Origin of the sequence: Promicromonospora umidemergens (assembly GCF_024171995.1) — a bacterium.
GTDB lineage: Bacteria > Actinomycetota > Actinomycetes > Actinomycetales > Cellulomonadaceae > Promicromonospora > Promicromonospora umidemergens.
Genome location: NZ_JAMTCT010000014.1, coordinates 15,567 through 38,731, shown reverse-complemented (window position 1 = coordinate 38,731; position 23,165 = coordinate 15,567). Strand labels below are relative to the sequence as shown.

The following is a 23,165-nucleotide window of genomic DNA, read 5'->3' as shown; positions in this document are numbered from 1 at the left end:
TCAACCTGTCGGTCGGAAGAATGGTGCACCCGCAGCGGCTATGCCCATTGGGCAAGCAGATCGTCAGGGCCGAGCACCACAGCCCCGGACGCACGGACCCGGTCGTCGACGCCGGTACGGCTGACAACGACGAGGCCAGTGCTGCCGGTTGCGCCAGGCACCTGGGTGCGATGCGCGAGCAGATCTTCTAGTTCCTTGACACCGAAGGGCTTGGTAGTCCACTTGACCGAGCCGACGCCGAAGATGCTCTTCGCGACCGGTTCCTTGTCGGCCAGAACGAGGTCGACCTCGACGGTGTTGGTGCGATTCCAGAAACCTCCGACCGCCATCGCAGCGTCAGCGGGTACCTGCAAGCCCTCGTGGGACATTCGTGCGATCGACTCCCGGACGACCTGCTCGATCGCACGCCCACGCCATCGTGTCCATTCGTCACGGATCCGCTGGAGCACCCTGTCACCGCGGCCTCGTTCGATCTCGGCGAGGTGCGGCCCCAGGAATCGAAGCCAGAACAGGAGATACGGATCATCGATCCGATATCTCGTATCGGCCGAAGTCTTGAGCGAGAGCGGGCGTTCTGCCGTGACTACACGTTTTGCCCTCAACAGCTCCAATGATCTGGTGAGAGGCGTGCCCTTGATCTCCCCGGCCTTCGAGCCGATATCGCTGAAGCGTCTCTGGCCCTGTCCGATCGCTTCCAGCACACGACGGGCCTGAACATCACCCGGAAACTCGGCAGCCAGCGAACGCTCAGCACTGACCAGGAGCGACGACGTCGCGTGTGTGAGGGCTGACTCGAGAAATGACCACAGGTCGTTGCCCTGCCCCCAGTCACGACAGATCAACGGGAAGCCACCAGTCACGAGATAGGCGTCCAGAGCGTCACCGGCTTCGAGGGAGAGCATCCGTCCAACCTCGGAAGGCGACAGCGGCGGCACCACCATCTCGGTCGCCCTCTGGTGGAAGGGCCGGTCGTAGTCGTTGAGCGCCTCCATCATTGCCAGGTCGGAGCCGATCCCGATCAGGAGCACAGGCCGCCTGCTGAACTCACGGTCAAAGTGCCGTTGCAGCACTCCTTCGAAGCCCCGGTCTGCGGACGTCACGTAGGGCAGCTCGTCCAGAACCACGATCGATGGCCCGTCCGCCGGTAGCGCTGCTGCGAGCAGACGGAAGGCATTGTCCCAGCTCGACGGCGGATCCCCGGCAAACAGTTCCGCGCCGGGCAGCGTGGATGTCGCGACGTCCTCAGCAAACGCCGCGAGGTCGTCCCTGATCGACCGGCCGGACGCCGTGAAGAACACGCTGGGCGCCCCGGTACCCCGACATCCGCCATCTCACTAACATCGATGTTAGTAACATTGAAGTTACTAACATCGATGTTACCGTCTCCGGCGAGACATGCACGAGGGGACGCGGCAGGTGGCGCCTGCTCGCCTACCCAGCGATCCGGCCCACTTCTGTTGCAGCTTATGGACCCGATCGCTGGGTAGGCGACGCTTGGTCACGCCGGCTCCGGGATCGCCTCCTTGCTCTCGCCCAGCCAGTCGACCAGCCCGCACACCGCGTCCGTGCAGGACCCGCAGCCCGTCGTCGCCCGGGTGTCGCGCGCGACCTCCTCGACCGTGTGCGCGCCCGCCCCGCACGACTCGGCGATGTCGCCCTTGGTCACGCCGTTGCAGCGGCACACCACCGCGTCCTCCGGCATGTGCTCGGGGGACGACGCCGGAGCCGCCGCCGACATCACCGCTGTCAGCAGCAGGAACGCGGGGTCGAGCGGGACAGGCGTACGGCGGGTGTAGGCGGCCGTGAGGTCGGCGGCTACCCGCGGATCGCCCACGCAGGTCGCGCCAACGAGCATGCCGTCCGCCACCACCACCTCCACGTACCGGCCGGCCGCAGGGTCGGCCAGGCGCACCGCGCGCTGGGTGGCACCGTCCGGGCGCGACGGCCCGCAGACCCCCATCGTGGTGACGCTGAGCGCACCGCCCTTGACCTTCACGACGTCGGTGCCCCGCGTCTCGATCCCCCGGTCCGACTGCGCGCGGGTGGTGGCACCTCCCGCCAGCAGGGCGCCAAGGCGCACGGCCATGCTGGGCCGGGCGCCGGTGCGCGGCAGGCGGAGGTGGTGGGACGCGGTAGGCGGGGTGACCGGCTCGACCTGCGAGACCAGCAGCTCAGCCAGGCGGCGCGCCTGGTCCCAGCCCTCGGCGACCAGCCCGCGCGATCCGCTCGGCGGCTGCGCGCAGTCGCCGATCGCGTGGACGCGCGGGTCGTCGGGGCTGGCGAGGTCGTGACCGACGACGATGCCGCGCTCGGTCGTCAGCCCCGCCGCCGCGGCGAGGCCGGTCTCCGGGACCGTGCCGATGGAGAGGACGATCAGTCGGGCGGCGACCACCTCGTCGACCACCTCGTCGCGCTGTCCCGAGCCGCGCTCGACCCGGACGCCCACGGCGCGCCCGCCCGCCACGAGCACCTCCCTGGACCGACAGCGCTGCAGCACGGTGACGCCCTGCTCCTCGAGGCCGGCCCGGACCACGTCGGCCGCCTCCGGAGCCAGCTGGCGCTCCATGAGGGACCGCGTGCTGTGGACCAGCGTCACGCTCAGGCCGCGGCCGGCGAGGCCGACGGCGGCCTCCAGTCCCAGCACTCCGCCTCCCACGACCACGGCACGCGGCGAGTTCACGGTAGCGGCCACGATCTCGCGGGCGTCGTCGAGGTTCCGTAGCGCGTGGACGCCGGCGGGCAGGCCGCCGTCGGCCGTGCGCAGGCCCGGGATCGGCGGGATGCGGGCCGCCGCGCCGGTCGCGAGCACCACGTGGTCGTACGGGTGCGTCGTGCCGTCGTCGGCGGTCACCACGCGCGATCCACGGTCGATCGACGTCGCGGTGACGCCGCGGTGCACGGTGACCCGGGCGCCGTCGGGCAGCGGCATCGTGATGGTGGCGATGTCGGTGCGCCCGGCCACGACGTCGCTCAGCAGCACCCGGTTGTACGGCTCGTAGGGCTCGGCGCCGAGCACCGTGATGTCGAACGCCTCCGGCTCACGACGCAGCAGCTCGTCCACCAGCCGCGAGCCGACCATCCCGAAGCCCACCACGACGACCTTCACGGGGACACGCAGGTTCATGTCGAGAGCTCCTTCTGTAGTGCGGACGCCGGGCTCTCGGCGGGCTCGACCACCGAGACGTCCACGGCGCAGACCTTGAACTCCGGCATCCCGGAGATCGGGTCGGTGGCGTCGGTCGTGACCTGGTTGACGGATCCGGTACCGCTCCAGTGGAACGGCATGAAGACGGTGTCGGGGCGGACGGCGTCGGTCCAGCGGGCCGTCGCCTCGACCCTGCCCCGCGAGCTGGTCAGGCGCACGCGGGCGCCGTCGGGCACACCGATCCGGGAACCCAGCACCGGGTGCAGCTCGACGTACGGCTCGGGCACGAGGCGCTCCAGCTCCGCGACGCGGTGCGTCTGCGCGCCGGACTGGTAGTGCTGCAGCACCCGGCCGGTGACAAGGTAGAACGGGGCGCCGGGCCGTACGTCGTCGCTCGGCCCCACGTGGTCGACGGCGACCATGCGCGCCCGTCCGTCCGGCGTGCCGAACCGTTCGAGGAACATCCGAGGTGTCCCGGGATGCCCGTTCGTGTCGGACGTACGCTTCACTCCGGTGACCTGCGGGTCCGACATGTCGGCAGGGCGGGCCGGGACCGGCCAGAACAGGCCAGGGCCGCCGGACGCCTCGTCGGCGTCGAGCCGGGCGTGGGAGAGCCCGGAGTAGTCGGCCACGCCGCCGGCGGAGGCGCGGGCCAGCTCGTCGAACACCGCCGCGGGGTCGGTCGGGAAGGCCAGGGCCTCGGGCGCGCCGAGGCGGCGCGCCAGACCGGCGAGGATCCACAGCTCAGACCGTGCCTCGCCCGGCGGCGCCACGACGGCCCGGCGGCGGATGACCCGCCCCTCGAGCGACGTCATGGTGCCCTCCTCCTCGGCCCACTGGGTCACGGGGAGCACCACGTCGGCGAGCAGCGCCGTCTCACTGGGGACGAAGTCGCACACCACCAGGAGGTCGAGGCTCTTGAGGCGGTCGACGACGCGGTTCGCGTTGGGGGCACTGACGACGAGGTTGGAGCCGTGCACGAGCAGCGCGCGCGGACCCGTCGGCGTTCCGAGGGACCTGAGCAGCTGCACCGCCGGGAGGCCGGGCCCTGGCAGAGTCTCCGGGTCGACGCCCCAGACGGCGGCGACGTGCTCGCGCGCCGCCGGGTCGTCGATCTTGCGGTAGCCGGGAAGCTGGTCGGCTTTCTGGCCGTGCTCCCGGCCGCCCTGCCCGTTGCCCTGCCCCGTGATCGCGCCGTACCCGGACCCGACGCGGCCAGGCAGGCCCAGGGCGAGCGCGAGATTGATCGACGCCGTGACGGTCGCGGTGCCCTGCGTGGACTGCTCGACGCCGCGGCCGGTCAGCACGTAGGCGCCGGTGCCGCTGTGCACCAGGGCGGCGGCGGCCAGCAGCCGAGCCACGCGCCGGAGGTCGTCGGCGGGGACGCCCGACACGGTCTCGACGCGCTCGGGCCACCAGCCCGCGACGGACCGGGCGACGTCGTCGAACCCGGTGGTGCGCTCCGCGAGGTACTCCCGGTCGGCGAGACCTTCCGCGAGCACCACGTGCAGGAGCCCGAGCAGCACCGCGAGGTCCGTGCCGGGCACGGGCGCGAGGTGCACGCCCTCTGCCGGCTGTTCCGACGAAGGATCGCTCGCAAGCCGCGCCGTCGCGGACCGCCGCGGGTCGACGACGACGAGCCCGCCCGCCGCCCGCGCCCCCGCGAGGTGCTGCACGGCCGGTGGCATGGTCTCGGCGAGGTTCGAGCCGAGGAGCAGCACCGCCTGCGCGCCCCCGACGTCGGCCAGCGGGAACGGCAGCCCGCGGTCGACGCCGAAGGACCTGTTCATCCCGGCCGCAGCGGAGGCCATGCAGAACCGGCCGTTGTAGTCGATGTTCGGGGTGCGCAGCACGGTGCGCGCGAACTTGCCGAGTGCGTAGGCCTTCTCGTTGGTCAGCCCGCCCCCGCCGAACACCGCCACCGACTCTGGTCCGTGCTCGGCGGCCAGGGCGGCAAGCCGGGACGCGACCAGGTCGAGCGCCACGTCCCAGCTCGCCGGCTCCAGCTCGCCGGACTCGGCCCGGACCAGCGGGGTGGTGAGCCGGTCGGACGCCCCGAGCACCGCCGACGACGTCCACCCCTTCTGGCACAGCCCGCCCCGGTTGGTGGGGAAGTCGCGGGGCTGCACCTCGGGTGCGCCCGCTACGTCCGCTCGGAGCCGCGTCAGCGACATCCCGCACTGCAGGGCGCAGTAGGGGCAGTGCGAGTCGACGGTGGTTCCGGGGGAAGCGAGCATGGTCAGACCCGAGCCTCTGCCATGGCGCCGCGTCCGTAGACGAACCAGCACACGAAGGCCATCACGGCGTACACCCCGATGAACAGCCACAGCGCCGGCACGAGCGACCCGGCCACCGAGGTGGACAGCGCGAACCCGCGGGGGATGAGGAACCCGCCGAACGCGCCGATCGCGCCGGCGATGCCGATGCACCCGGCGGCGGCCTTCGCCGTCCCGCCGCTCACCCGGAAGACCGCGGGGATCATCCGGTAGACCGAGCCGTTGCCGACGCCCGTTGCGATGAACAGGATGAGGAAGGACCCGAAGAACACGGGAAAGCTGCCGGACCCCAGCGCCCAGATGGCGCCCACGGCGCCGAGCACCATCACGCCGAACGAGGCGATGGTCATGATCATGCCGCCGACCCGGTCGGCGAGGATGCCGCCGAGCGGGCGGGCGATCGACCCGACGAGCGCGCCCATGAAGGCGAGCGGCAGCGCGACGTCGGGGAACTCGCCCTTGAGCAGTGTCGGGAAGGCTCCCGCGTACCCGATGAACGAACCGAACGTGCCGATGTAGATGAAGCTGATGATCCACGTGTGCTTGTCGTGGACCGCCACGCCGAACGAGCGTGGGTCCGCCTTGGCGGTGCTGAGGTTGTCCATCCAGCGCCAGGCGAGGAACGCGGCGAGCAGGATGAACGGGATGAAGATGAGCCCGGCCCGATCGAGCGCGACGCCCGCGCCGGTCACGATGACGAGCGGGACCGCGAGCTGGACGGCCGCCGTGCCGATGTTGCCGCCGGCGGCGTTCCAGCCGAGGGCAGCGCCCTTCTCCTTCTCGGGGAAGAAGAACGAGATGTTCGCCATCGAGGACGCGAAGTTGCCGCCGCCCAGGCCCGCGAGCGCCGCCGCACCGAGCAGCACGGGGAACGGGGTGGTCGGATCGCTGACCGTGAAGATCAGCGCGCCGATCGGCAGCAGCAGGAGCAGCGCCGAGACGATCGTCCAGTTACGGCCGCCGAACACGGGGACCGCGAACGTGTAGGGGATGCGCAGCGTGGCGCCGACGAGGGCGGGCACCGAGATGAGCCAGAACATCTGGTCGACGGTGAGGTCGAAGCCCGCAGCGGGCAGCTGCGGCACGACGATCGACCACAGGGCCCAGGTGCCGAACCCGAGGAACTCCGCGAAGATCGAGAGCACGAGGTTACGGCGGGCGGTCCGGCGTCCGCCGTCCTCCCACAGGGTCTTGTCCTCGGGATCCCAGTGATCGATCCAGCGTCCGGTGTACCGCTGGACGGCCGATCTTGATGCCGTCTCCGGGATGCCGGCCGTGGTGCCGGTGGCGGTCGAGCCGGCGGGCTCGCTCGCGGCCTTGGCCTGGTCGTCGCGTGCTGTCGGAGTGGACACGTCGTCCTCCCTGCATGGGCGTATGCCCGACGACGCCGGGCGCGCCCGGAACGACAGGTGCCGTGTCCGGGACCGGCCCGACGTCGGACCGACGCCATGAACCTAGGGAGGCGGTGTTTCATCGCCTGACAAAGAGCAGTTAATCGACCGTAAGGAAGAACGCACAGGGCGCCACTTCGCGGTGTGAGAGGTTGCCCCGCCACCCAGCCGAGGACTTGCCACGTCTAGCAGTTTCGACTTTTTCGACTTACGGTGGTGTCATGTCGACGATCGATGAGAACACGATCACGCCGTCCGTGGATGATCTGGAGGCACTGACCCAGATCGGCGAGCTCCTCTCCGAGCCTGGCCACCTATCGCTCCACACGGAGAGCGGCGAGGCCGTCGATCTTCCGGAACAGCTGCGCAGGCTGCTCGACTCCGCGACCAGGTCCCTGCGGACTGGCAGTTCGGTCACGCTCATGGATCACGCACGCATGCTCTCCACCCAGGAAGCCGCGGACATACTTGGGGTTTCCCGCCCGACACTCGTCAAATTGCTTGAGTCCGGTCAGATCCCGTTCACGAAGGTCAACTCGTACCGACGCGTGGCGATGATCGACGTCATCGCTTTTCGAACCATGCAACGAGCTGAACGGTTGCGGATCGTCGAAGAGGCGATGCACAGCAACAAAATGGAGGGTCTCCCGGTCACAGACGCTGCGCGCTCGGACGCCGTCGCCTTCGTGAGCGGCAAGATCGACGAGGACGAGCTCGTCCGCATCACACGGGCGCGCTACGGCATTGAGTGAGTTCCACGATCCCTACGTCGACCAGCCCACCGGGATCCTACGCAACCTCGTCGGCGCCACGTCTCCGAGTGGCCTGAACGCCGCCGAGTCGGACCTCACCTTCGCACGCGCTGCCTTGAGCGTCACCCGACCGGCGTGAGGACCTCCACGCGGTTGCCCGCACCGTCGAACGCGTGGAAGCGCTCGTAGCCGTCGAAGGTGTGGCGGTCCTTCCACGTGACCTCGAACCCGAGGCCCACGAGGCGGGCGCCGACGGACTCGAGGTGCGCTACGTCGTCGGCCACGAGGGCCGGGTGTGCCTTGCGGGCGGGTGCGAACGGCTCCTCCACGCCGACGTGAATCTCGGCGATCGTGCGGCCGTCCTCGTCGAAGTCCCGGAACCAGCAGCCGCCGCGACCGGCGAGCGCCTCGGGCTTGGGGACCTCGGTCAGGCCGAGGCCGTCCCCGTAGAAGCGGCGGGCGAGGTCCTCGCCGTCGCGCGGGCAGGCGACCTGGACGTGGTGGAGGCGCATGCGCGAGATTATCGCTGCTCACCGTGCGCGACGGCAGGCTGTGCGGGCTCGGGGACGACTGCCGCCTCCCACTGTCCTATGGTCGGACCCATGGAGCCGCAGGCGCGCAGCGTCACCGAGCATGTCGAGCACGCGCTCGCCCTGGTCACGCCGCTGCCGGCGGTGGAGACGGACCTCGAGAGCGCACTCGGCTCGGTCCTTGCCGAGGACCAGTACGCCGCGACCTCCGTCCCGCCCTTCGACGGCGCGGCGATGGACGGGTATGCCGTGCGGCTGGCGGACCTGCCGCACGACGGCAGCCCGGTCACCCTCGAGGTGACGGGCGACGTGACGGCAGGCGGGAGCGGCCTGGCCGCGGTCGGGCCGGGGCAGGCCGTGCGGATCATGACCGGTGCCCCGCTCCCGTCCGGTGCGGACGCTGTGGTGCCCGTTGAGCACACCTCGACCGGCCGGTTCGTCGCGGGCGTGCCCCGGGCGGAGTCGTCGGTGACGCTCGCCCGGCGGCCCCGGGCGCACATCCGGTGCAGGGGTGAGGACGTACGCGAGGGGGACCTTCTCGCGCACGCCGGGACGGAGGTGACGGCAGCGCTCGTGAGCGCCCTGGCGGCGTCGGGTGCGGTGCGCGTTCCGGTCCGACGCCGGCCGCTGGTCGTCGTTCTTTCCACCGGGTCCGAGCTGGTGCCGGCCGGTCAAGCGCTCGGGCCGGGGCAGATCACCGACTCCAACGGGCCGATGCTCGCGGCGGCGGCCCGTGCGTCCGGCGCCGACGTCGTCCGGCTCGGGCCGGTGCCCGACGATCTGGCGGCGCTCCGGGCCGCGCTCGACGAAGCCGTGCGCTCGGCCGGCGGTACCGGGCGGTCGGGAGCCGACCTGATCGTGACGGCCGGCGGCGTCTCCGCGGGTGCGGCGGACGTGGTGCGGGAGGCCCTGGCGGCGCCGGGTTTGGGTTCGGCGGGCGGCCCAGGCGTGTCCGACGTCGACGTCGCCACCGTCGCGATGTCCCCCGGCAAGCCCCAGGCCCTGGCCCGCTGGCGCGGTGTGCCGTGGCTGGCGCTGCCGGGCAACCCGGTGGGGGCGTACGCGTCGTTCGAGCTGTTCGCGCACCCGGCGATCGACCGGCTCCGGGGCGAGCAGGGCTCGGGGCGCCGCCGCCCGACCCTTACCGCCGCCGCCAGCTGGTCCGGCTCGCCCGGGCGGTTACGCGTCGTCCCGGTCCGGCTCGTCCCGTTCCCCGACGACGGTGCGGCCGACAGCACCACGGCGAGCGCAGCCGGCGTCGTGCCCGCCGGTTCCGGCCACGCGCTGTCCGCGCTCGCCGCCGCCGACGGCCTTGCTCTCGTCCCGCCCGACGTGGAGAAGGTGCGCATCGGCGACCCCGTCCAGGTGCTGATGCTGCGATGACGGGACCGCCACCCCGGGTCGAGTACGACGCCGTGGTGCTGGCCGGTGGCCGAGCCACCCGCCTCGGCGGCGCGTCCAAGGCGAGCCTCGTCGTCGACGGCGCGCGGCTCCTCGACCGGGCGCTCGCCGCGAGCGAGCGCGCCCGGACGGTCGTGGCCGTGGGCCCGCCCGAGCTCGCGGGGGTGCTGCCGGGGGCCACTACGGGCGGTGCCGGATCGCGGATCGTGCTCACGCAGGAGGATCCGCCGTTCGGCGGGCCCGTCGCGGGCCTGGCCGCAGGGCTGCGCGCCCTGCCTACCCGGAGCACGCCCTGGGTGCTGCTCCTGGCGGTGGACGTGCCGCACGCCGCCGGGGCGGTCGCGCTCCTGGAGCAGGCGGTTTCACGTGAACCCGTCGACGGCGCCTACCTGGTGCGCGACGGCCGGCCCCAGTGGCTGGTCGGGCTGTACCGGCGCGCGACACTCGACGTCGCCCTCAGTGGGATCGAGGCGGACGGCGCCCCGATGAAGCGGCTGGTCGCCGGACTGCGCTGCACGCAGGTGCCGGACCAGACAGGCTGGAGCGACGACATCGACACCCCGGCCGACGCGGCCCGGCTGGGCGCCACGACCGACGACGACCACCGAAAGGACCCGAGATGACAGACCTCGACAGCTGGGTAGAAGCCCTGGAGGCCGAGCTGGACCTTCCCCCTGGCACCATCGACGTCCCGGCGGTGCTCGACCTGGCCCGCGACGCCGCGCACGCCGTCGCCCGGCCCGCCGCGCCGGTCACCACGTACGCCGTGGGTTTCGCGGCAGGCCTGGCCGCGGCCGGCGACCTCGCGGCGTCCGCGAGCAGCGGTCCCGACGCGACGGAGAAGGCGAGCGGCCTCGCGGCCCGCTGGGCCGCCGGCTGACCGGGGGACGCTGTGCCGGATCGGCATTGGAGGCTGCGCTAGAACTACATCAGGGGGCGTGCTAGAACTGCATTAGTACCCGTGCAGGAACTACATCAAGGGGCCCTGTGGCAGCCTACGTGGAACGATATGTCGACTCGCTGCTCGATGACGTGTTCCCCGAACTGGCAGCAGTGATGCTCACCGGCCCCCGAGCGTGCGGCAAGACCACGACGGCCGCCCGCCGCGCGTCATCGATCCTGCGCCTGGACGACGAGCAGCGTGCTCGGGCGTTCGCAGCAGCCCCGGATGCCCTGCTCGCTGCTCAGGACCTACCTACCCTGATCGACGAGTGGCAGGAGGTCCCGGAGTCGCTCGCCGCAATCAAGCGGGCCGTCGACTCAGGTTCTGGAGGCGGACGGTTCCTGATAACCGGCAGCGTGCGCGCTCGCCGGACCGGAGCCGTCTGGCCGGGGACCGGGCGCGTGATCCCATTTCGAATGCACAGTCTCGCCCGCGGCGAGATCGAAGCTTCGCCGAACGCCGCGAACTTTCTCCAGCGACTCTTTGGCGACGAGGACCCGTCACCAGCCACGCTTCGATCCGCGCCGACGATCGTCGACTACATCACGTACGCGATCCAGGGCGGGTTTCCCGAGGCGTTCCGTCTCACCGAACGCGCTCGTGACGCCTGGTACCCCGGATATGTCGACCAGCTGGTGCACCGAGACGTAGCGGCCCTCGCTGACGTGCGTTCGCCAGATCGCCTCTCCGCGTTGCTCCATGCCGTCGCACTGTCAACCGCCGGTGTCCCACAGAACAGGACCTTGACGGAAGCAGCCGGGATAGATGGTCGGACCGTCAACGTCTATCTCGACCTGCTCGACGACCTTCGCATCATCGAGCGAGTCCCGGCATGGAGTTCGAACCGTCTCAAGCGGCTCGTCAGAACTCCAAAGCTCTACGTCGCCGACACCGGTCTCGCGACAAGCCTGATCAGGGCCGACAAGAGCACCATCTTGTCGAGCGGAGACCTTCTTGGGCGAGCCATCGACACATTTGTCGCAGCACAGATTCTCCCGCTAGTGGCCCTGAGCCACCCCCGCGTCGACGCTTTCCATCTCAGGGACTCAGACGGGCGTCACGAGATCGACCTCCTCCTCGAAGGCCGAGGGGGAACTGTCGTCGGTATCGAGATCAAGGCCGCGAACGCGGTGAAGCCCCAGGCCGCGCGCCATCTCGAATGGCTACGAGATTCCCTCGGCAGCTCGTTCAAGCGGGGAGTCGTCTTCCACACCGGCGACACGACATACCCCATGGGGGACCGCATCTGGGCCATGCCGATCGCCTCGATCTGGCACTGAGCGACGACCGTCCGGACCAACGTCAGTGGTGCGGCCTATGGTGTGGCGCATGGATCGCAACACGCTCGAGTTCGCGGTGATCCCGACGGCGATCGGTGAGTGCGCGCTCGTCTGGAACGAGAACGCGGAGATCGTCGGCTCTGCACTGCCCCACGGCGGCGCCGAGCAGGTCCGTGGCGCCGTGCGCGGCTGGTACCCGGGCTCCGTCGAGGCGTCGCCGGCACCTGTTGCCGCGGCGGTCACGGCCCTGACCCGCCTGCTCGACGACGGCGTCGGGGACCTCGCCGAGATCCACCTGGACATGAGCGCCGTCCCGGACTTCGACCGCCGCGTGTACGAGGTGGTGCGCGCCATCCCGCCGGGCGAGACCCGCACGTACGGCGAGGTGGCGACCGAGCTCGGTGCACCCGGAGCAGCCCAGGCGGTCGGGCAGGCGATGGGCCGCAACCCGTTCCCGCCGATCGTGCCGTGCCACCGCGTGCTGGCGGCCGGCCGCCGAGTCGGCGGGTTCTCGGCCCGCGGTGGCCCGCGCACCAAGCTGCGCATGCTGGCGACGGAGGGCGTCTACCTGGAGCAGCCCACGCTCTTCGACCTGTGACGTCGGCAACCATGGATAGCCGTATCTCACATATGAGTTACAGTCGTCCTTGTGACTATCGCTAGCCCCGACCGCCCACTCACCGGATCGATTCCCGTGGTGGACGCCGCACAGGTAGGTTCCTTGGTTCGCGGTGCGCGTCAGCACCGTGGCCTCACCCAGGCGCAGCTTGCCGAGAGGCTGAGCACGAGCCAGAGCGCCGTGCACCGGATCGAGCAGGGTGCACAGAATCTCAGCCTTGAGATGATCGGCCGGATCAGTGCCGCTCTCGACTCAGAGCTCATCACCGCCGGCGCCGCCAGGCGAACCCACCTTCGCATCGAGGGCGGGCACCAGCTCTCGGGCACGATCGAGGTGAACTCGTCCAAGAACGGCGCCGTGGCGCTGCTGTGCGCGTCGCTCCTCAACCACGGTCGCACGGTGCTGCGCAACGTCGCCCGGATCGTCGAGGTGGACCGCATCCTCGACGTCCTGCGCTCCATCGGCGTGCGCGCCACGTGGGCCCCGAACGGTCGCGACCTCGAGATCGTCCGCCCCGAGTCGCTCGATCTGGCGGCCATCGACGTCGACGCCGCGGTCCGGACCCGTTCGATCATCATGTTCTTCGGCCCGCTGCTCGGGCTCGAGCCGCATTTCGAGCTCCCGTACGCCGGGGGCTGCGACCTCGGGACGCGCACCGTCGAGCCGCACATGATCGCGCTGCGCCCGTTCGGGCTCGACGTCGTCGCGACCGCTGGGCACTACCAGGCGACGGCCACGCCCGGCACCGGCGACCTGTCGATCGTCCTCACGGAACGCGGCGACACCGTCACCGAGAACGCGCTGATGGCTGCCGCCGGCCGCGACGCCGTGACCACCATCCGCAACGCGAGCCCCAACTACATGGTCCAGGACCTGTGCTTCTACCTGGAGCTGCTGGGCGTACGCATCGAGGGCATCGGCACCACCACGCTGCGCGTGCACGGGAGGACCCGGTTCGAGACCGACGTCGAGTACACGGTCTCCGAGGACCCGGTCGAGGCGATGAGCCTGCTGACCGCCGGGATCGTGACCGGGTCCGAGATCACCGTGTCGCGGGTGCCGATCGAGTTCATGGAGATCGAGCTCGCCACTCTCGCCGAGATGGGCCAGAAGCACACGATCACCCCGGAATACCTGGCGCACAACGGCCGCACCCGGCTGGTCGACGTCACGGTGCACCCGAGCGAGCTGCGCGCCCCGATCGACAAGATCCACTCCATGCCGTTCCCCGGTCTGAACATCGACAACCTGCCGTTCTTCGCCGTTATCGCGGCGCGGGCCACCGGCAGCACGCTCATCCACGACTGGGTCTACGAGAACCGCGCCATCCACCTCACCGACCTCACCCGTCTCGGCGCGGACGTGCAGCTCATGGACGCCCACCGGCTCCAGGTCACCGGCCCGACGCGCTGGCGCGGCGCCGAGGTGAGCTGCCCCCCGGCCCTGCGCCCGGCCGTCGTCATCCTCCTCGGGATGCTCGCCTCCACGGGGACGTCGGTGCTGCGCGACGTCGACATCATCGCCCGGGGCTACGAGCAGCTGGCCGAGCGCCTCATCGAGCTCGGCGCGCGGATCGAGACCTTCCGCGACTGACCTCGGAGGGACTCCCGGGACAGGAGCGACCCGTGCGGTCGCTCCGGTCCCGGGGCTCCGGGTGCGAGACTGTCCAGCGTGTCCGACGCCCCCCTCCACCCGCTTCTCGACGTGCTCCTCGCGGGCGGCGCGCGCGCCGAGCGGCTGACGGCGTCCCGCACGTTCCCGGAGCGCACGGCGCAGCACGTGGACTGGCCGCGCTGGGCAGACGCGACGGTGGTGCAGGGGTACCGGCGGCTCGGCGTCGACCGGCCGTGGACGCACCAGGCGGTGGCCGCCGACCTCGTCCACCAGGGCCGGCACACCGCGCTCGCGACGTCCACGGGATCGGGCAAGTCGCTGGCGTTCTGGCTGCCGGCGCTGTCCGCCGTCCGGACCGCAGCGGCGGCCGCCACGCTCGACCCAGGCAACATCGAGTCGGCGCACGTCCGCCCCACGACGATCTATCTCAGCCCCACCAAGGCGCTGGCCGCCGACCAGCTGGGTGCGCTCGAACGCGTCCTCGACGCTGCCGGAACCCGGGACGTCCGCGTCGCGACGTGCGACGGCGACACCTCGCGCGAGGAGCGCTCCTGGGTGCAGGACCACGCCGACGTCGTCCTCACCAACCCGGACTTTCTGCACTACTCGCTGCTGCCGAGCCACCGCCGCTGGTCGCGGCTCCTGAAGGGGCTGCGTTACGTCGTCGTCGACGAGGGGCACGCCTACCGCGGCGTCTTCGGCGCGCACGTCTCCCTGGTGCTGCGCCGGCTCGCGCGCCTCGCCGCGCGGTACGGGGAGGGCTCGCCCACGTTCGTCGTCGCCTCGGCGACGACGGCGGAGCCCGCGGTCAGCGCGGCCCGCCTCATCGGCGTAGCGCCCGACGACGTCACCGCGGTCACCGAGGACGCCTCCCCTGCCGGACGCCGCACCGTGGTGCTGTGGCAACCCCCGGAGATCACGAGCTGGCGCCCACCGGCCGACGCCGACCCCGAGGCCGAGGCCGTCGCCACCGAGGCCCCGCCGGAGCATCCCCGCCGGTCCGCCACCGCGGAGGTCGCCGACCTGCTCGCCGACCTGTCCGCGGCCGGCGCCCGCAGCCTCGCGTTCACCCGGTCCCGCCGCGGAGCGGAATCGGTGGCACAGCAGGCCCGCGACCACCTGCGGCACGCCGCCCCCGACGCCGCCCGCCGGATCGCCGCGTACCGGGGCGGCTACCTCCCGGAGGAACGCCGCGAGCTGGAGCAGGCGCTCCGCAGCGGTGACCTGCTCGGCCTGGCGACGACCAACGCGCTCGAGCTCGGCGTGGACATCTCCGGTCTGGACGCGGTGCTCATCGCCGGGTGGCCGGGCACGCGCATGTCGCTCTGGCAGCAGGCAGGCCGGGCGGGGCGCGCGGGCGCGGACGGCCTTGTCGCGTTCGTCGCGCGCGAGGACCCGCTGGACACCTACCTCGTGACCCACCCCGAGGCGGTGTTCGACGCCCCGCTCGAAGCGACGGTGTTCGACCCCGCGAACCCGCACGTGCTCGCACCGCACCTGTGCGCGGCGGCCCAGGAGGCGCCGCTGCGCGCGGAGGACCTCGCGGCGTTCGGCGATCCCGCCCACGTGCGCGGGATCCTGCAGGTGCTGGTCGCCCGGGGTGCGCTCCGGCGTCGGACGTCCGGGTGGTACTGGACACATCACCAGTCCGCCGCGGGCCTCACCGACCTGCGCGGAGCCGGCGGCTCCCCCGTGCGTGTGGTGGAGCAGGGCACCGGTCGCATGCTGGGCACCGTCGACGCGGCGTCGGCGGACGGCCAGGTCCACGACGGCGCCGTCTACGTGCACCAGGGCACCACCTACGTGGTGGCACACCTCGATCTCACCGACCACACCGCCGTCGTGCAGCGGCGCAGGCTCGACTACGGCACCTGGTCACGTTCGGTCATGTCGGTGGCCATCGAAGGGTGGGGCGAGGACGCCGAGGAGTCCGGCGCCGTCGTCGACGCGCAGGGCGGGGACGGCCCCGGCCACGACCTGGTCACTCAGGAGTGGGGGCCCGTCACGTGGGGTCTCGGCCCGGTCGAGGTGACGTCGCAGGTGGTGAGCTTTCAGCGGCGCCGCGTCCCGGACATGCAGGTGCTGGGGACGGAGCAGCTCGAGCTGCCAGAGCACACCCTCGGCACCGTCGCGGTGTGGTGGTCGGTACCCGAGTTCGTGCTACGCGCCGCCGACATCTCCCCCGAGCAGACGCCCGGCGCGCTGCACGCCGCCGAGCACGCGTCGATCGGTCTGCTGCCGCTGCTCGCGACGTGCGACCGCTGGGACCTCGGTGGGGTGTCGACCGAGCTGCACCCGGACACCGGCGAGGCCACGGTGTTCGTCTACGACGCCTATCCGGGCGGTGCGGGCTTCGCGGAACGTGCCTACGACCTGGGCGCGACCTGGCTCCGCGCCACCCGCGACGCGATTGCAGCCTGCCCCTGCGCCGACGGGTGCCCTGCGTGCGTGCAGTCGCCGAAGTGCGGCTCGTACAACGCGCCGCTCGACAAGGCGGCGGCGGTGCGGCTCCTGGACGCCGTGCTGTCCCACGACCCGCAGGCCGTCGCACTCACCGACGCCCGCTGACCGCAGCGAGGCGGGCGATCGGGCAAGAAATTCTTACCGGGAGGTAACGCGACGGTATTCCCCAGGCGGCATCCAGTCGATACGGTGCCTGTGGCCAGGCCGTCCGTCGCGAAGGAGCACGCCATGCGAGTCCACCACGTCCGGGCGAAGCGGGTCGCCGCACTCGTCGTCTCCGCACTCACCGGGCTCGCACTGACGGCGGGGACGCTCCCCGCCGGCGCTGCCCCCTCCACTGATGCCACTGCGGGCGCGGTACCGCCCGCCGTGGCGGAGCGCGTCGCGGCGGTCGAGCCTGGCCCGGCTGTCGAGGCCGGGTCGGAGGGCGAGGCCGGGTCGGAGGGCGAGGCCGGCGAGAACGCCTATGTCCTTGGCGACGACGGCGCTACGGAGGCCGTCTACGACTACGCCGGGGCGATCCGCGAGTCGGTGAGCGTGATCGCACCGGACCTCGACGGCGACGGCGACCTCGAGGAGATCCGAGCCGACATCATCCGCCCGGCCGAGCTCGACGGCGTCGCCGAGGTGCCCGTCGTGATGGACGCCAGCCCGTACTACGCCTGCTGCGGCCGGGGCAACGAGAGCGAGCTCAAGCAGTACGACGAGACGGGCGACCCCACGCTGTTCCCGCTCTTCTACGACAACTACTTCGTGCCCCGCGGGTACGCGTACGTGGCGGTCGACATGGCCGGGACCGGGTGGTCCACGGGCTGCACCGACCACGGCGGACGCTCCGACGTGCTGTCCGTCAAGGCAGTCGTGGACTGGCTGAACGGGAACGCGAGCGCCGTCGACCCGGCCACCGGAGAGCCGGTGGTCGCTGACTGGACCACCGGAAAGACAGGAATGCTCGGCAAGTCCTACGACGGGACGCTCGCCAACGGCGTGGCCGCGACCGGGGCAGAGGGGCTGGAGACGATCGTGCCGATCGGTGCGATCAGCTCCTGGTACGACTACGACCGCGCCCAGGGCCTGCCGTTCTCGGCGAACTACCCGCGCTTCCTGATGAGCTACGTGGCCAGGAACCGGCACGTCCCGACGGACTGCGCGTCGATCACGGAGGCGCTGAACGCAGCGGCCGACGACGCGTCCGGCGCGCACAACTCCTTCTGGGACGAACGCGACTACCGCTCCGGCCCGGTCTTCGACGCGTCGCAGGTGACGGCCAGCGTGTTCGTCGTGCACGGCGCACAGGACACCAACGTGGACACACCGAACTTCTCCCGCTGGTGGACGGCGCTCGGTGAGCAGGGCGTGGAGCGCAAGCTCTGGCTCACACGGCTCGGGCACGTCGACCCGTTCGACTCGGATCGCGCCGAGTGGGTGGAGACGCTGCACCGCTGGTTCGACCACGAGCTGCTCGGCGTGGACAACGGGATCACCGACGAGCCCGCCGTACGGGTCGAGGTGGCGCCGAACGAGGTGGTCACCTCGGACACCTGGCCGGTCACCGACCGCACGGCGCGGCTGCGGCCCGGCGCCGACGGCAGCCTCGCGCTCGGCGCCCGCGGCCGGGCAGCCGACGTCGGCTGGGTGAACGCTCCTGGCCAGAACTTCAATGCCGCCCTGACCGCGGGGGCCAACCCGAACCGCCTGCTGTTCCGCACCGGGACTTTGACGTCGGACCTGCGTCTGTCGGGGGCTGCGGCGGTGACGACCACCGTGACCCACGGGGCGCCGACCGGGCAGATCACCGTGGGGCTCGTCGACTACGGCGTGCTGGACCGGGTGCTCGCAGCGGGCGACGGGGCCACCACGCTCGATACCGAGTCGTGCTACGGGGAGTCAGCCGGGATAGACGACGCCTGCTACCGCGACGTCATCCGGAACATCGGGTCCACCGAGCTGCAGGTGCTCGGGCGCGGCTGGGCCCGGCTCGACGGCGCGGGGACCCAGACCCTGACCGTCGAGATGCAGACCAACGACGTCGTGGTGCCTGCGGGGCACCAGCTGGGGCTCGTGATCATGGGTACTGACCGGGGCGCCACAGTGACCGTGGACCGCGCCGCGACGCAGTACTCGATCGACCTCCGCAGGACCAGCCTGCGCCTGCCGGTGTCCGGGCCGATGGCGAGCTTCGCGCCGGCCCGCAGCCTGGTGCCGTCCGTGAACGAGGTGAGCCGGGAGTCGCTGCTCCCGGAACGGTCGGTGATCGTCCCGCGCTGACCCACCTTGGTTGTGGGCGCGATCATTGCGCCTGTCAGGGACACAGACGCGCAACCATCGCGCCCACAACCACTATTCGCCCAGCCGCTTGAACGGGCTCGTCGAGAACACCACCTCGACGGCGACGTCGAAGTACTCGGCGATCCGCAGCGCGAGGTACAGCGACGGGCTGTACTCGCCTCGTTCGAGGTACCCGACGGTCTGGTAGTGCACCCCGAGCGCCTCCGCCAGCTCACGCCGCGAGATGCCGCGTTCGGCACGCAGCATCGCTATGCGGTTGTGGACGACGTCGGACTGCTCTGCCACCACTCAGTACCCCTTGCTCATGTAGCGCTCCCGCGCCGCTGCCACCGTGGAGCCCGACTCCCGCCGGGCCATCCTGCGGAGCACGATCGGCGCGAGCACCATACCTACGACCGCCCAGGCACCGAGCACCGCGAACATCTCGGCCGTGCGCCACGACTCGCCGATCTCGGCCGTGACCATGTTCTCCGGGAGCATCGCCGACCGGGCACCGAGCCCGAGCCAGTAGTACGGGAACGCCTGCCCGACCCACTGCAGCCACTCGGGAAGTGCCGTGATCGGATAGAAGATCCCCGAGGGGACGATCAGGAGCATCGACCCGAGAAACAGCATCCCGGTCTGGGATGCCGTCTTGAAAAGCGACCCGAGGGCGACACTGATCGGTACCGTGGCGACCATCCCGACCACGAAGATCAGCACCAGCAGAAGCGCTGTGCGGGCGTCCAGCCGCAGGTCTCCCGCTACGGTGAAGGCCGGGATCACCAGCGCGACGAGGCTCACGAGGGTGGTCAGCGCGAACAAGAGGATCTTGCCGACGAGGTAGCCGACCATCCCGTTGGGCGTGGCCTTGGCACGCAACAGCGTCCCGTCCTCGCGGTCGACGGCGATGGTGCTGGCGGGCCCGGTCAGCCCGCCGAACCCGATCGACATGCCGACCAGGCTAGGCAGCACCATGGCACCCAGTGCGAAGTCGGTTCCGGGCACTGTGCTGCCCCGCATGAACAGCAGGACCACCATGTAGATGACAGGGAACGCCACGATCCAGACGACGTCGCCCGGCTCCTGGATCGAGTACTTGGTCTCGAGCCAGCCGCGGGAGAGGCCCGCCCGTACGGCCGCCCATCGTGCGTCGGTCCGTGTGGTTGTGGTCGCGGTCATGACTGCACCTCCTCGGTCTGCTCGGACGGGCCCGTCAGCGCGGGGCCGGCGCTCCGATCCGGCTGATCCGCCTCGGCCCTGTGGACGAGCGACATGTAGGTGTCCTCGAGGCTTGCGCGCCTCACCTCGAGCTCCGTGACGCCCAAGTCGTTCGTCACCAGCTCGCGGACGAACCGGGTGGGGTCGCCCTCCGTCACGGCGTGGACGTGCCGGCGTCCGTCCGACGTCCAGCGCACCTCCGCCTGGGTGGTCAGCTCGCGGGCGAGCTGGTCGGCCGACCCGTTGGCGACGATCGTGCCCCCGTCGAGCACGAGGATCCGGTCGGCCAGCTTCTCGGCCTCGTCGAGGTCGTGCGTGGTGAGCAGGACCGTCGTGTTCTCGAAGTCGGCCAGGCGGTGCACCAGGTCGTGGAACTCCCGCCGGGCGTGCGGGTCGAACCCCGCCGTCGGCTCGTCGAGGAACACGAGCTCCGGCCGCCCGACGATCCCGATCGCCACGTCCAGACGCCGGCGCTGTCCGCCCGACAGCGTCTGCACCTTGGCTCTCGCGTGCTCCGTGAGCCCCACCACGTCCATCAGCTCGTCGACGTCCCACGGCCGCACGACGTCGGCGGTCGCGTAGGGCGCGTAGAACCGGGCGAGGTATCCGAGCAGCTCTCGCACCCGCCACCTGCTGTGGTCCCGCCACGACTGGAGCACCACGCCCAGCCGCGCCCGCCAGGCCTCGCCGGCATGCGCGGGGTCTTCACCGAGCACCGAGATCTCGCCGGCCGACCGCATGCGAAAGCCCTCGAGGATCTCGATGGTCGTGGTCTTGCCCGCGCCGTTGGGCCCGAGCAGGGCGAGCACCTCGCCCCGGTGCGCCGTGAACGACACCCCGGTAAGCACGTCCTTCGTCCCGTATCGCATCCGTAGGTCACGCACGTCGAGCGCTACGTCGCCCGACGGCGGAGGCGCCTTCTGTGCACCCATTGCATCCTCCGTACTTTTCATAGCAGGAATACTACGAGCCATACTGGACGCATGTCATCCCCTTTCTGCTCTCGGTGTCGGTGGTCCGCCGTCCCGCGGCCCCGCCCGCGCGGACGCCCTGGCCTCACCCAGCGCCCCTCCTGGACCGCTCACCTCCCTCGTCGCCACGACGCGCACCACGCCTCCGCCGAACACCTCGCACGACGCGATCTCGGCCCCGTTGCGCCTCACGGTGCCACCGGCCGTGCCGCACGGATCGAACCCGTCGCGCAGTGCGGTGGCGCCGGCCAGGGCGCCGAGGTCGGCTGCGGCCTGCGCCGTCCCGCGAGCGTTCTGGGCGGCGCCGAGCGCCGCGATCCCGACCGCGAGCAGCAGGACCGCTGCGACGACCCCGAGGACCAGGACCGTGCCGGCGCCACGCTCGGAAGCACGCTCAGAAGCACGCTCGGAAACAGCCTCGGAAGCACGCCGTCCGGTGCTCACGGCTCGACCCATGCCGCCGCCGTCCCCGTAGCCCGCAGCGGCCCGGCCAGCCAGCCACCCGCCACCGGCCGCGTGACGGTCACCCGGACCCACTCACCGTCGTGCGTGAGCGCCAGCTCGGCCTCCGGGCCGCCGACTCTCAGCACTGCCGCGCTCACCGCCGCCTCCTGTTCTCCGATCGCTACCGCCCGTGCCCCCGCACGGGCCGCGTCCATGGCACGCATCTGTGCCGTGGACGCGGCCGCGAGGGTGAGCACGGCGGCGAGCACGAGGATCACGACGGGCAGCCCGATGGCCAGCTCTGCCGTGACCGTCCCCCGCTCCGACTCACGCTCCGCCATGAGTCAGCCGATCGAGAGCGCCGACTGAACCAGCGACGTCAGCATCGCCTTCACGTCGCCGCCCTTCAGGATGGCCAGCAGCACACCGGCGAACCCTGCGGCAGCGAGCGTCGCGATCGCATACTCGGCGGTCGCCAGCCCTCTCTCCGACTCGCGCTCGTCGACCTCCACCTGTGACCGGTCCTCCGGGTCGGGGCAGGCCACCGCCGTCGTCATCGTCATGTCTCCTCGTCTCCGCCCGTTTCCGGGCATCCCAGCCCGCACGCGGGCCCGTGTACGGCCCGCTCCAGCGGGCCCCGACCGCCAGGCGGCGGACGGCGTCGGCGTACGTCAGCACGCCGAAGTTCTCTGTGCTGCGCGGTGCGGCAAGCGCAGCGGACTCAGCCGGCGAGCAGGTCGATCCCCAGCGCCAGCAGCACGGGGACCAGGCCCACCAGCACGAACGCGGGCAGGTAGCACATGCCCAGCGGGAGCACGAGCCGCACGCCGAGCCGAGCGGCAGCCGTTCTGGCCGCGCCCCTCCGCTCATGCCGCACCTCCTCGCCGGCAGCCCTGAGCGCCTCGCCCGGCGCTGCGCCGTCCAGCCAGGCGCCGCGCAGCGCCCGGACCATCGGCTCCAGCGCCGCCGGGGTGTCGGCCCACGCACGCTCCCAGGCCGCTCCGAGCACGAGGGCGTGGGCGACCCGGGTCAGCACCGCACCGTCAGGTCCGCCGACCGCCGCAGCTGTCGCCTCCAGCGCCCTCGGCACGCCGGCTCCGGAGCGCACGGCGGCAGCCACGAGCTCCAGCACGACCTGGATGTCCACGCCGGGCTGATCGGCACCTCGGGCAGCAACCACCAGCCGGTCCGACCAGACCCGACCGGTCACGAGCAGCACCAGCCCCAGGCTCACCGCCACGGTGCCGACGCCGCCGTCCGTCGCCGTGGCCACCGGGTCGGCGCCGAGCCCCCACCCGAGGAACCCGCCTGCGATCGGCAACCACATGAGCAGCCGTCCGGTCGTCCGCGGACCAGCGAGCGCCGCGTCCCGCTCCGCCCTCGACTCGGCCTCCGCGACGAGCGTTCCGGCGACCTGTTCCAGGACCCGCCCGAGCGGGGCGCCGACATCGAGCGCGAGCCGGGTCGCCGCGACCACAGCCTCCGCGTGCCGGGCCCCGAGCACCCTGGTGAGCCCCTCGACGTCCGGGACGCCCATGAGATCAGCGCCGACACCTGCTGCGCGGGACCAGGAGAGTCCGGGCGACGAGCCGGCCTTGAGCAGGGCGACCACCTGCATCACGACCACCCGGACGTCGCTGCCAGGACCGCGTCCGGCGCGGAGCCTGCGACCTTGCCGTGCCGTCGACGAGCCGTAAGACCGCAGATCCGCACCGGCCGGCGCTCCGCGGTCTGCCCCGAGCCCCTGGCCTTGAGCATCGAGCACGTCCCGCAGGCGGCGCCCACCGCGCGCCAGCACCAGCCAGGCACCGATCGCGACCAGAAGCCCCACCCCGAGTGACTCCGTC

The 23,165-nt window shown here is 71.6% G+C and carries 21 protein-coding genes; 9 read left to right on the top strand and 12 right to left on the bottom strand.

Annotated features, from left to right (window positions below; genetic code table 11):
- Positions 1-38: 38 nt before the first annotated feature.
- The 4 genes from APR04_RS19730 to APR04_RS19715 form a co-directional block, all read right to left on the bottom strand.
- Positions 39-1,298, bottom strand: coding sequence for an ATP-binding protein (locus tag APR04_RS19730; RefSeq protein ID WP_253873405.1), 1,260 nt, complete (start codon positions 1,296-1,298; stop codon positions 39-41).
- Between the two features lie 200 nt (positions 1,299-1,498).
- Positions 1,499-3,124: an FAD-dependent oxidoreductase gene (locus APR04_RS19725; RefSeq protein WP_253873403.1), complete on the bottom strand. Its 1,626-nt coding sequence runs from the start codon at positions 3,122-3,124 to the stop codon at positions 1,499-1,501.
- Positions 3,121-5,382, bottom strand: a complete 2,262-nt coding sequence (locus tag APR04_RS19720; protein WP_253873401.1) for a molybdopterin oxidoreductase family protein — start codon at positions 5,380-5,382, stop codon at positions 3,121-3,123. The genes APR04_RS19725 and APR04_RS19720 overlap by 4 nt, the downstream gene beginning before the upstream one ends.
- Positions 5,383-5,384: 2 nt before the next feature.
- A complete protein-coding gene (locus APR04_RS19715; protein WP_253873648.1) occupies positions 5,385-6,689 on the bottom strand; it encodes an MFS transporter in 1,305 nt (434 codons plus the stop codon).
- A 344-nt stretch (positions 6,690-7,033) separates the two neighbouring features.
- Between APR04_RS19715 and APR04_RS19710 the strand changes: the two genes are divergently transcribed.
- Positions 7,034-7,564 (top strand): antitoxin VbhA family protein, encoded by a 531-nt coding sequence (locus tag APR04_RS19710; protein ID WP_253873399.1) that lies wholly within the window; start codon positions 7,034-7,036, stop codon positions 7,562-7,564.
- A gap of 122 nt (positions 7,565-7,686) precedes the next feature.
- Here the strand turns inward: APR04_RS19710 and APR04_RS19705 are convergent, their stop codons facing one another.
- Positions 7,687-8,076 (bottom strand): VOC family protein, encoded by a 390-nt coding sequence (locus APR04_RS19705; protein WP_253873397.1) that lies wholly within the window; start codon positions 8,074-8,076, stop codon positions 7,687-7,689.
- A gap of 90 nt (positions 8,077-8,166) precedes the next feature.
- Between APR04_RS19705 and APR04_RS19700 the strand changes: the two genes are divergently transcribed.
- The 8 genes from APR04_RS19700 to APR04_RS19665 all read left to right on the top strand — a co-directional run bounded on the left by APR04_RS19700 (position 8,167) and on the right by APR04_RS19665 (position 18,682).
- Positions 8,167-9,477 (top strand): molybdopterin molybdotransferase MoeA, encoded by a 1,311-nt coding sequence (locus APR04_RS19700; protein WP_253873395.1) that lies wholly within the window; start codon positions 8,167-8,169, stop codon positions 9,475-9,477.
- On the top strand, positions 9,474-10,118 hold the full coding sequence (mobA, locus tag APR04_RS19695; protein WP_253873393.1) for a molybdenum cofactor guanylyltransferase: 645 nt from the start codon (positions 9,474-9,476) through the stop codon (positions 10,116-10,118). Before APR04_RS19700 ends, mobA begins: the two co-directional genes overlap by 4 nt.
- Positions 10,115-10,375: a DUF6457 domain-containing protein gene (locus APR04_RS19690; RefSeq protein WP_253873391.1), complete on the top strand. Its 261-nt coding sequence runs from the start codon at positions 10,115-10,117 to the stop codon at positions 10,373-10,375. The genes mobA and APR04_RS19690 overlap by 4 nt, the downstream gene beginning before the upstream one ends.
- A 107-nt stretch (positions 10,376-10,482) precedes the next feature.
- A complete protein-coding gene (locus tag APR04_RS19685; RefSeq protein WP_253873389.1) occupies positions 10,483-11,718 on the top strand; it encodes an ATP-binding protein in 1,236 nt (411 codons plus the stop codon).
- Between the two features lie 49 nt (positions 11,719-11,767).
- On the top strand, positions 11,768-12,316 hold the full coding sequence (locus APR04_RS19680) for a methylated-DNA--[protein]-cysteine S-methyltransferase (protein ID WP_253873387.1): 549 nt from the start codon (positions 11,768-11,770) through the stop codon (positions 12,314-12,316).
- Between the two features lie 51 nt (positions 12,317-12,367).
- Entirely contained in the window at positions 12,368-13,930 is a 1,563-nt protein-coding gene (locus APR04_RS19675) for a UDP-N-acetylglucosamine 1-carboxyvinyltransferase (RefSeq protein WP_253873385.1), read from the top strand.
- A gap of 78 nt (positions 13,931-14,008) precedes the next feature.
- A complete protein-coding gene (locus APR04_RS19670) occupies positions 14,009-16,519 on the top strand; it encodes a DEAD/DEAH box helicase (protein WP_253873383.1) in 2,511 nt (836 codons plus the stop codon).
- A gap of 123 nt (positions 16,520-16,642) precedes the next feature.
- On the top strand, positions 16,643-18,682 hold the full coding sequence (locus APR04_RS19665; RefSeq protein WP_253873381.1) for a CocE/NonD family hydrolase: 2,040 nt from the start codon (positions 16,643-16,645) through the stop codon (positions 18,680-18,682).
- Positions 18,683-18,754: 72 nt separating this feature from the next.
- Here APR04_RS19665 and APR04_RS19660 read toward each other — a convergent pair whose 3' ends face one another.
- The 7 genes from APR04_RS19660 to APR04_RS19630 form a co-directional block, all read right to left on the bottom strand.
- The gene (locus tag APR04_RS19660; RefSeq protein ID WP_253873379.1) at positions 18,755-18,988 is read right to left on the bottom strand and encodes a helix-turn-helix transcriptional regulator; all 234 of its coding nucleotides are present in this window, start codon (positions 18,986-18,988) and stop codon (positions 18,755-18,757) included.
- Positions 18,989-18,991: 3 nt separating this feature from the next.
- Positions 18,992-19,864, bottom strand: coding sequence for an ABC transporter permease (locus APR04_RS19655; RefSeq protein ID WP_253873377.1), 873 nt, complete (start codon positions 19,862-19,864; stop codon positions 18,992-18,994).
- A complete protein-coding gene (locus tag APR04_RS19650; RefSeq protein WP_253873375.1) occupies positions 19,861-20,835 on the bottom strand; it encodes an ABC transporter ATP-binding protein in 975 nt (324 codons plus the stop codon). Before APR04_RS19650 ends, APR04_RS19655 begins: the two co-directional genes overlap by 4 nt.
- Before the next feature lie 54 nt (positions 20,836-20,889).
- A complete protein-coding gene (locus APR04_RS19645) occupies positions 20,890-21,318 on the bottom strand; it encodes an Rv3654c family TadE-like protein (protein WP_253873373.1) in 429 nt (142 codons plus the stop codon).
- A complete protein-coding gene (locus APR04_RS19640; protein WP_253873371.1) occupies positions 21,315-21,659 on the bottom strand; it encodes a TadE family type IV pilus minor pilin in 345 nt (114 codons plus the stop codon). Before APR04_RS19640 ends, APR04_RS19645 begins: the two co-directional genes overlap by 4 nt.
- A gap of 3 nt (positions 21,660-21,662) precedes the next feature.
- Entirely contained in the window at positions 21,663-21,881 is a 219-nt protein-coding gene (locus APR04_RS19635) for a DUF4244 domain-containing protein (RefSeq protein ID WP_253873369.1), read from the bottom strand.
- Between the two features lie 158 nt (positions 21,882-22,039).
- Positions 22,040-23,149 carry a type II secretion system F family protein gene (locus APR04_RS19630; protein ID WP_253873367.1) on the bottom strand — a complete coding sequence of 370 codons (1,110 nt, stop codon included), beginning with the start codon at positions 23,147-23,149 and terminating at the stop codon, positions 22,040-22,042.
- Positions 23,150-23,165: the final 16 nt, after the last annotated feature.

Excerpts from the sequence above, each read along its gene's own strand:
- APR04_RS19690 (WP_253873391.1), top strand. The coding sequence starts at position 10,115 with ATGACAGACCTCGACAGCTGGGTAGAAGCCCTGGAGGCCGAGCTGGAC.
- APR04_RS19710 (WP_253873399.1), top strand. The coding sequence starts at position 7,034 with ATGTCGACGATCGATGAGAACACGATCACGCCGTCCGTGGATGATCTG.
- APR04_RS19635 (WP_253873369.1), bottom strand. The coding sequence starts at position 21,881 with ATGACGATGACGACGGCGGTGGCCTGCCCCGACCCGGAGGACCGGTCA.
- APR04_RS19725 (WP_253873403.1), bottom strand. The coding sequence starts at position 3,124 with ATGAACCTGCGTGTCCCCGTGAAGGTCGTCGTGGTGGGCTTCGGGATG.
- APR04_RS19650 (WP_253873375.1), bottom strand. The coding sequence starts at position 20,835 with ATGGGTGCACAGAAGGCGCCTCCGCCGTCGGGCGACGTAGCGCTCGAC.
- mobA (WP_253873393.1), top strand. The coding sequence starts at position 9,474 with ATGACGGGACCGCCACCCCGGGTCGAGTACGACGCCGTGGTGCTGGCC.
- APR04_RS19705 (WP_253873397.1), bottom strand. The coding sequence starts at position 8,076 with ATGCGCCTCCACCACGTCCAGGTCGCCTGCCCGCGCGACGGCGAGGAC.
- APR04_RS19680 (WP_253873387.1), top strand. The coding sequence starts at position 11,768 with ATGGATCGCAACACGCTCGAGTTCGCGGTGATCCCGACGGCGATCGGT.
- APR04_RS19700 (WP_253873395.1), top strand. The coding sequence starts at position 8,167 with ATGGAGCCGCAGGCGCGCAGCGTCACCGAGCATGTCGAGCACGCGCTC.
- APR04_RS19665 (WP_253873381.1), top strand. The coding sequence starts at position 16,643 with ATGCGAGTCCACCACGTCCGGGCGAAGCGGGTCGCCGCACTCGTCGTC.
- APR04_RS19640 (WP_253873371.1), bottom strand. The coding sequence starts at position 21,659 with ATGGCGGAGCGTGAGTCGGAGCGGGGGACGGTCACGGCAGAGCTGGCC.
- APR04_RS19655 (WP_253873377.1), bottom strand. The coding sequence starts at position 19,864 with ATGACCGCGACCACAACCACACGGACCGACGCACGATGGGCGGCCGTA.
- APR04_RS19720 (WP_253873401.1), bottom strand. The coding sequence starts at position 5,382 with ATGCTCGCTTCCCCCGGAACCACCGTCGACTCGCACTGCCCCTACTGC.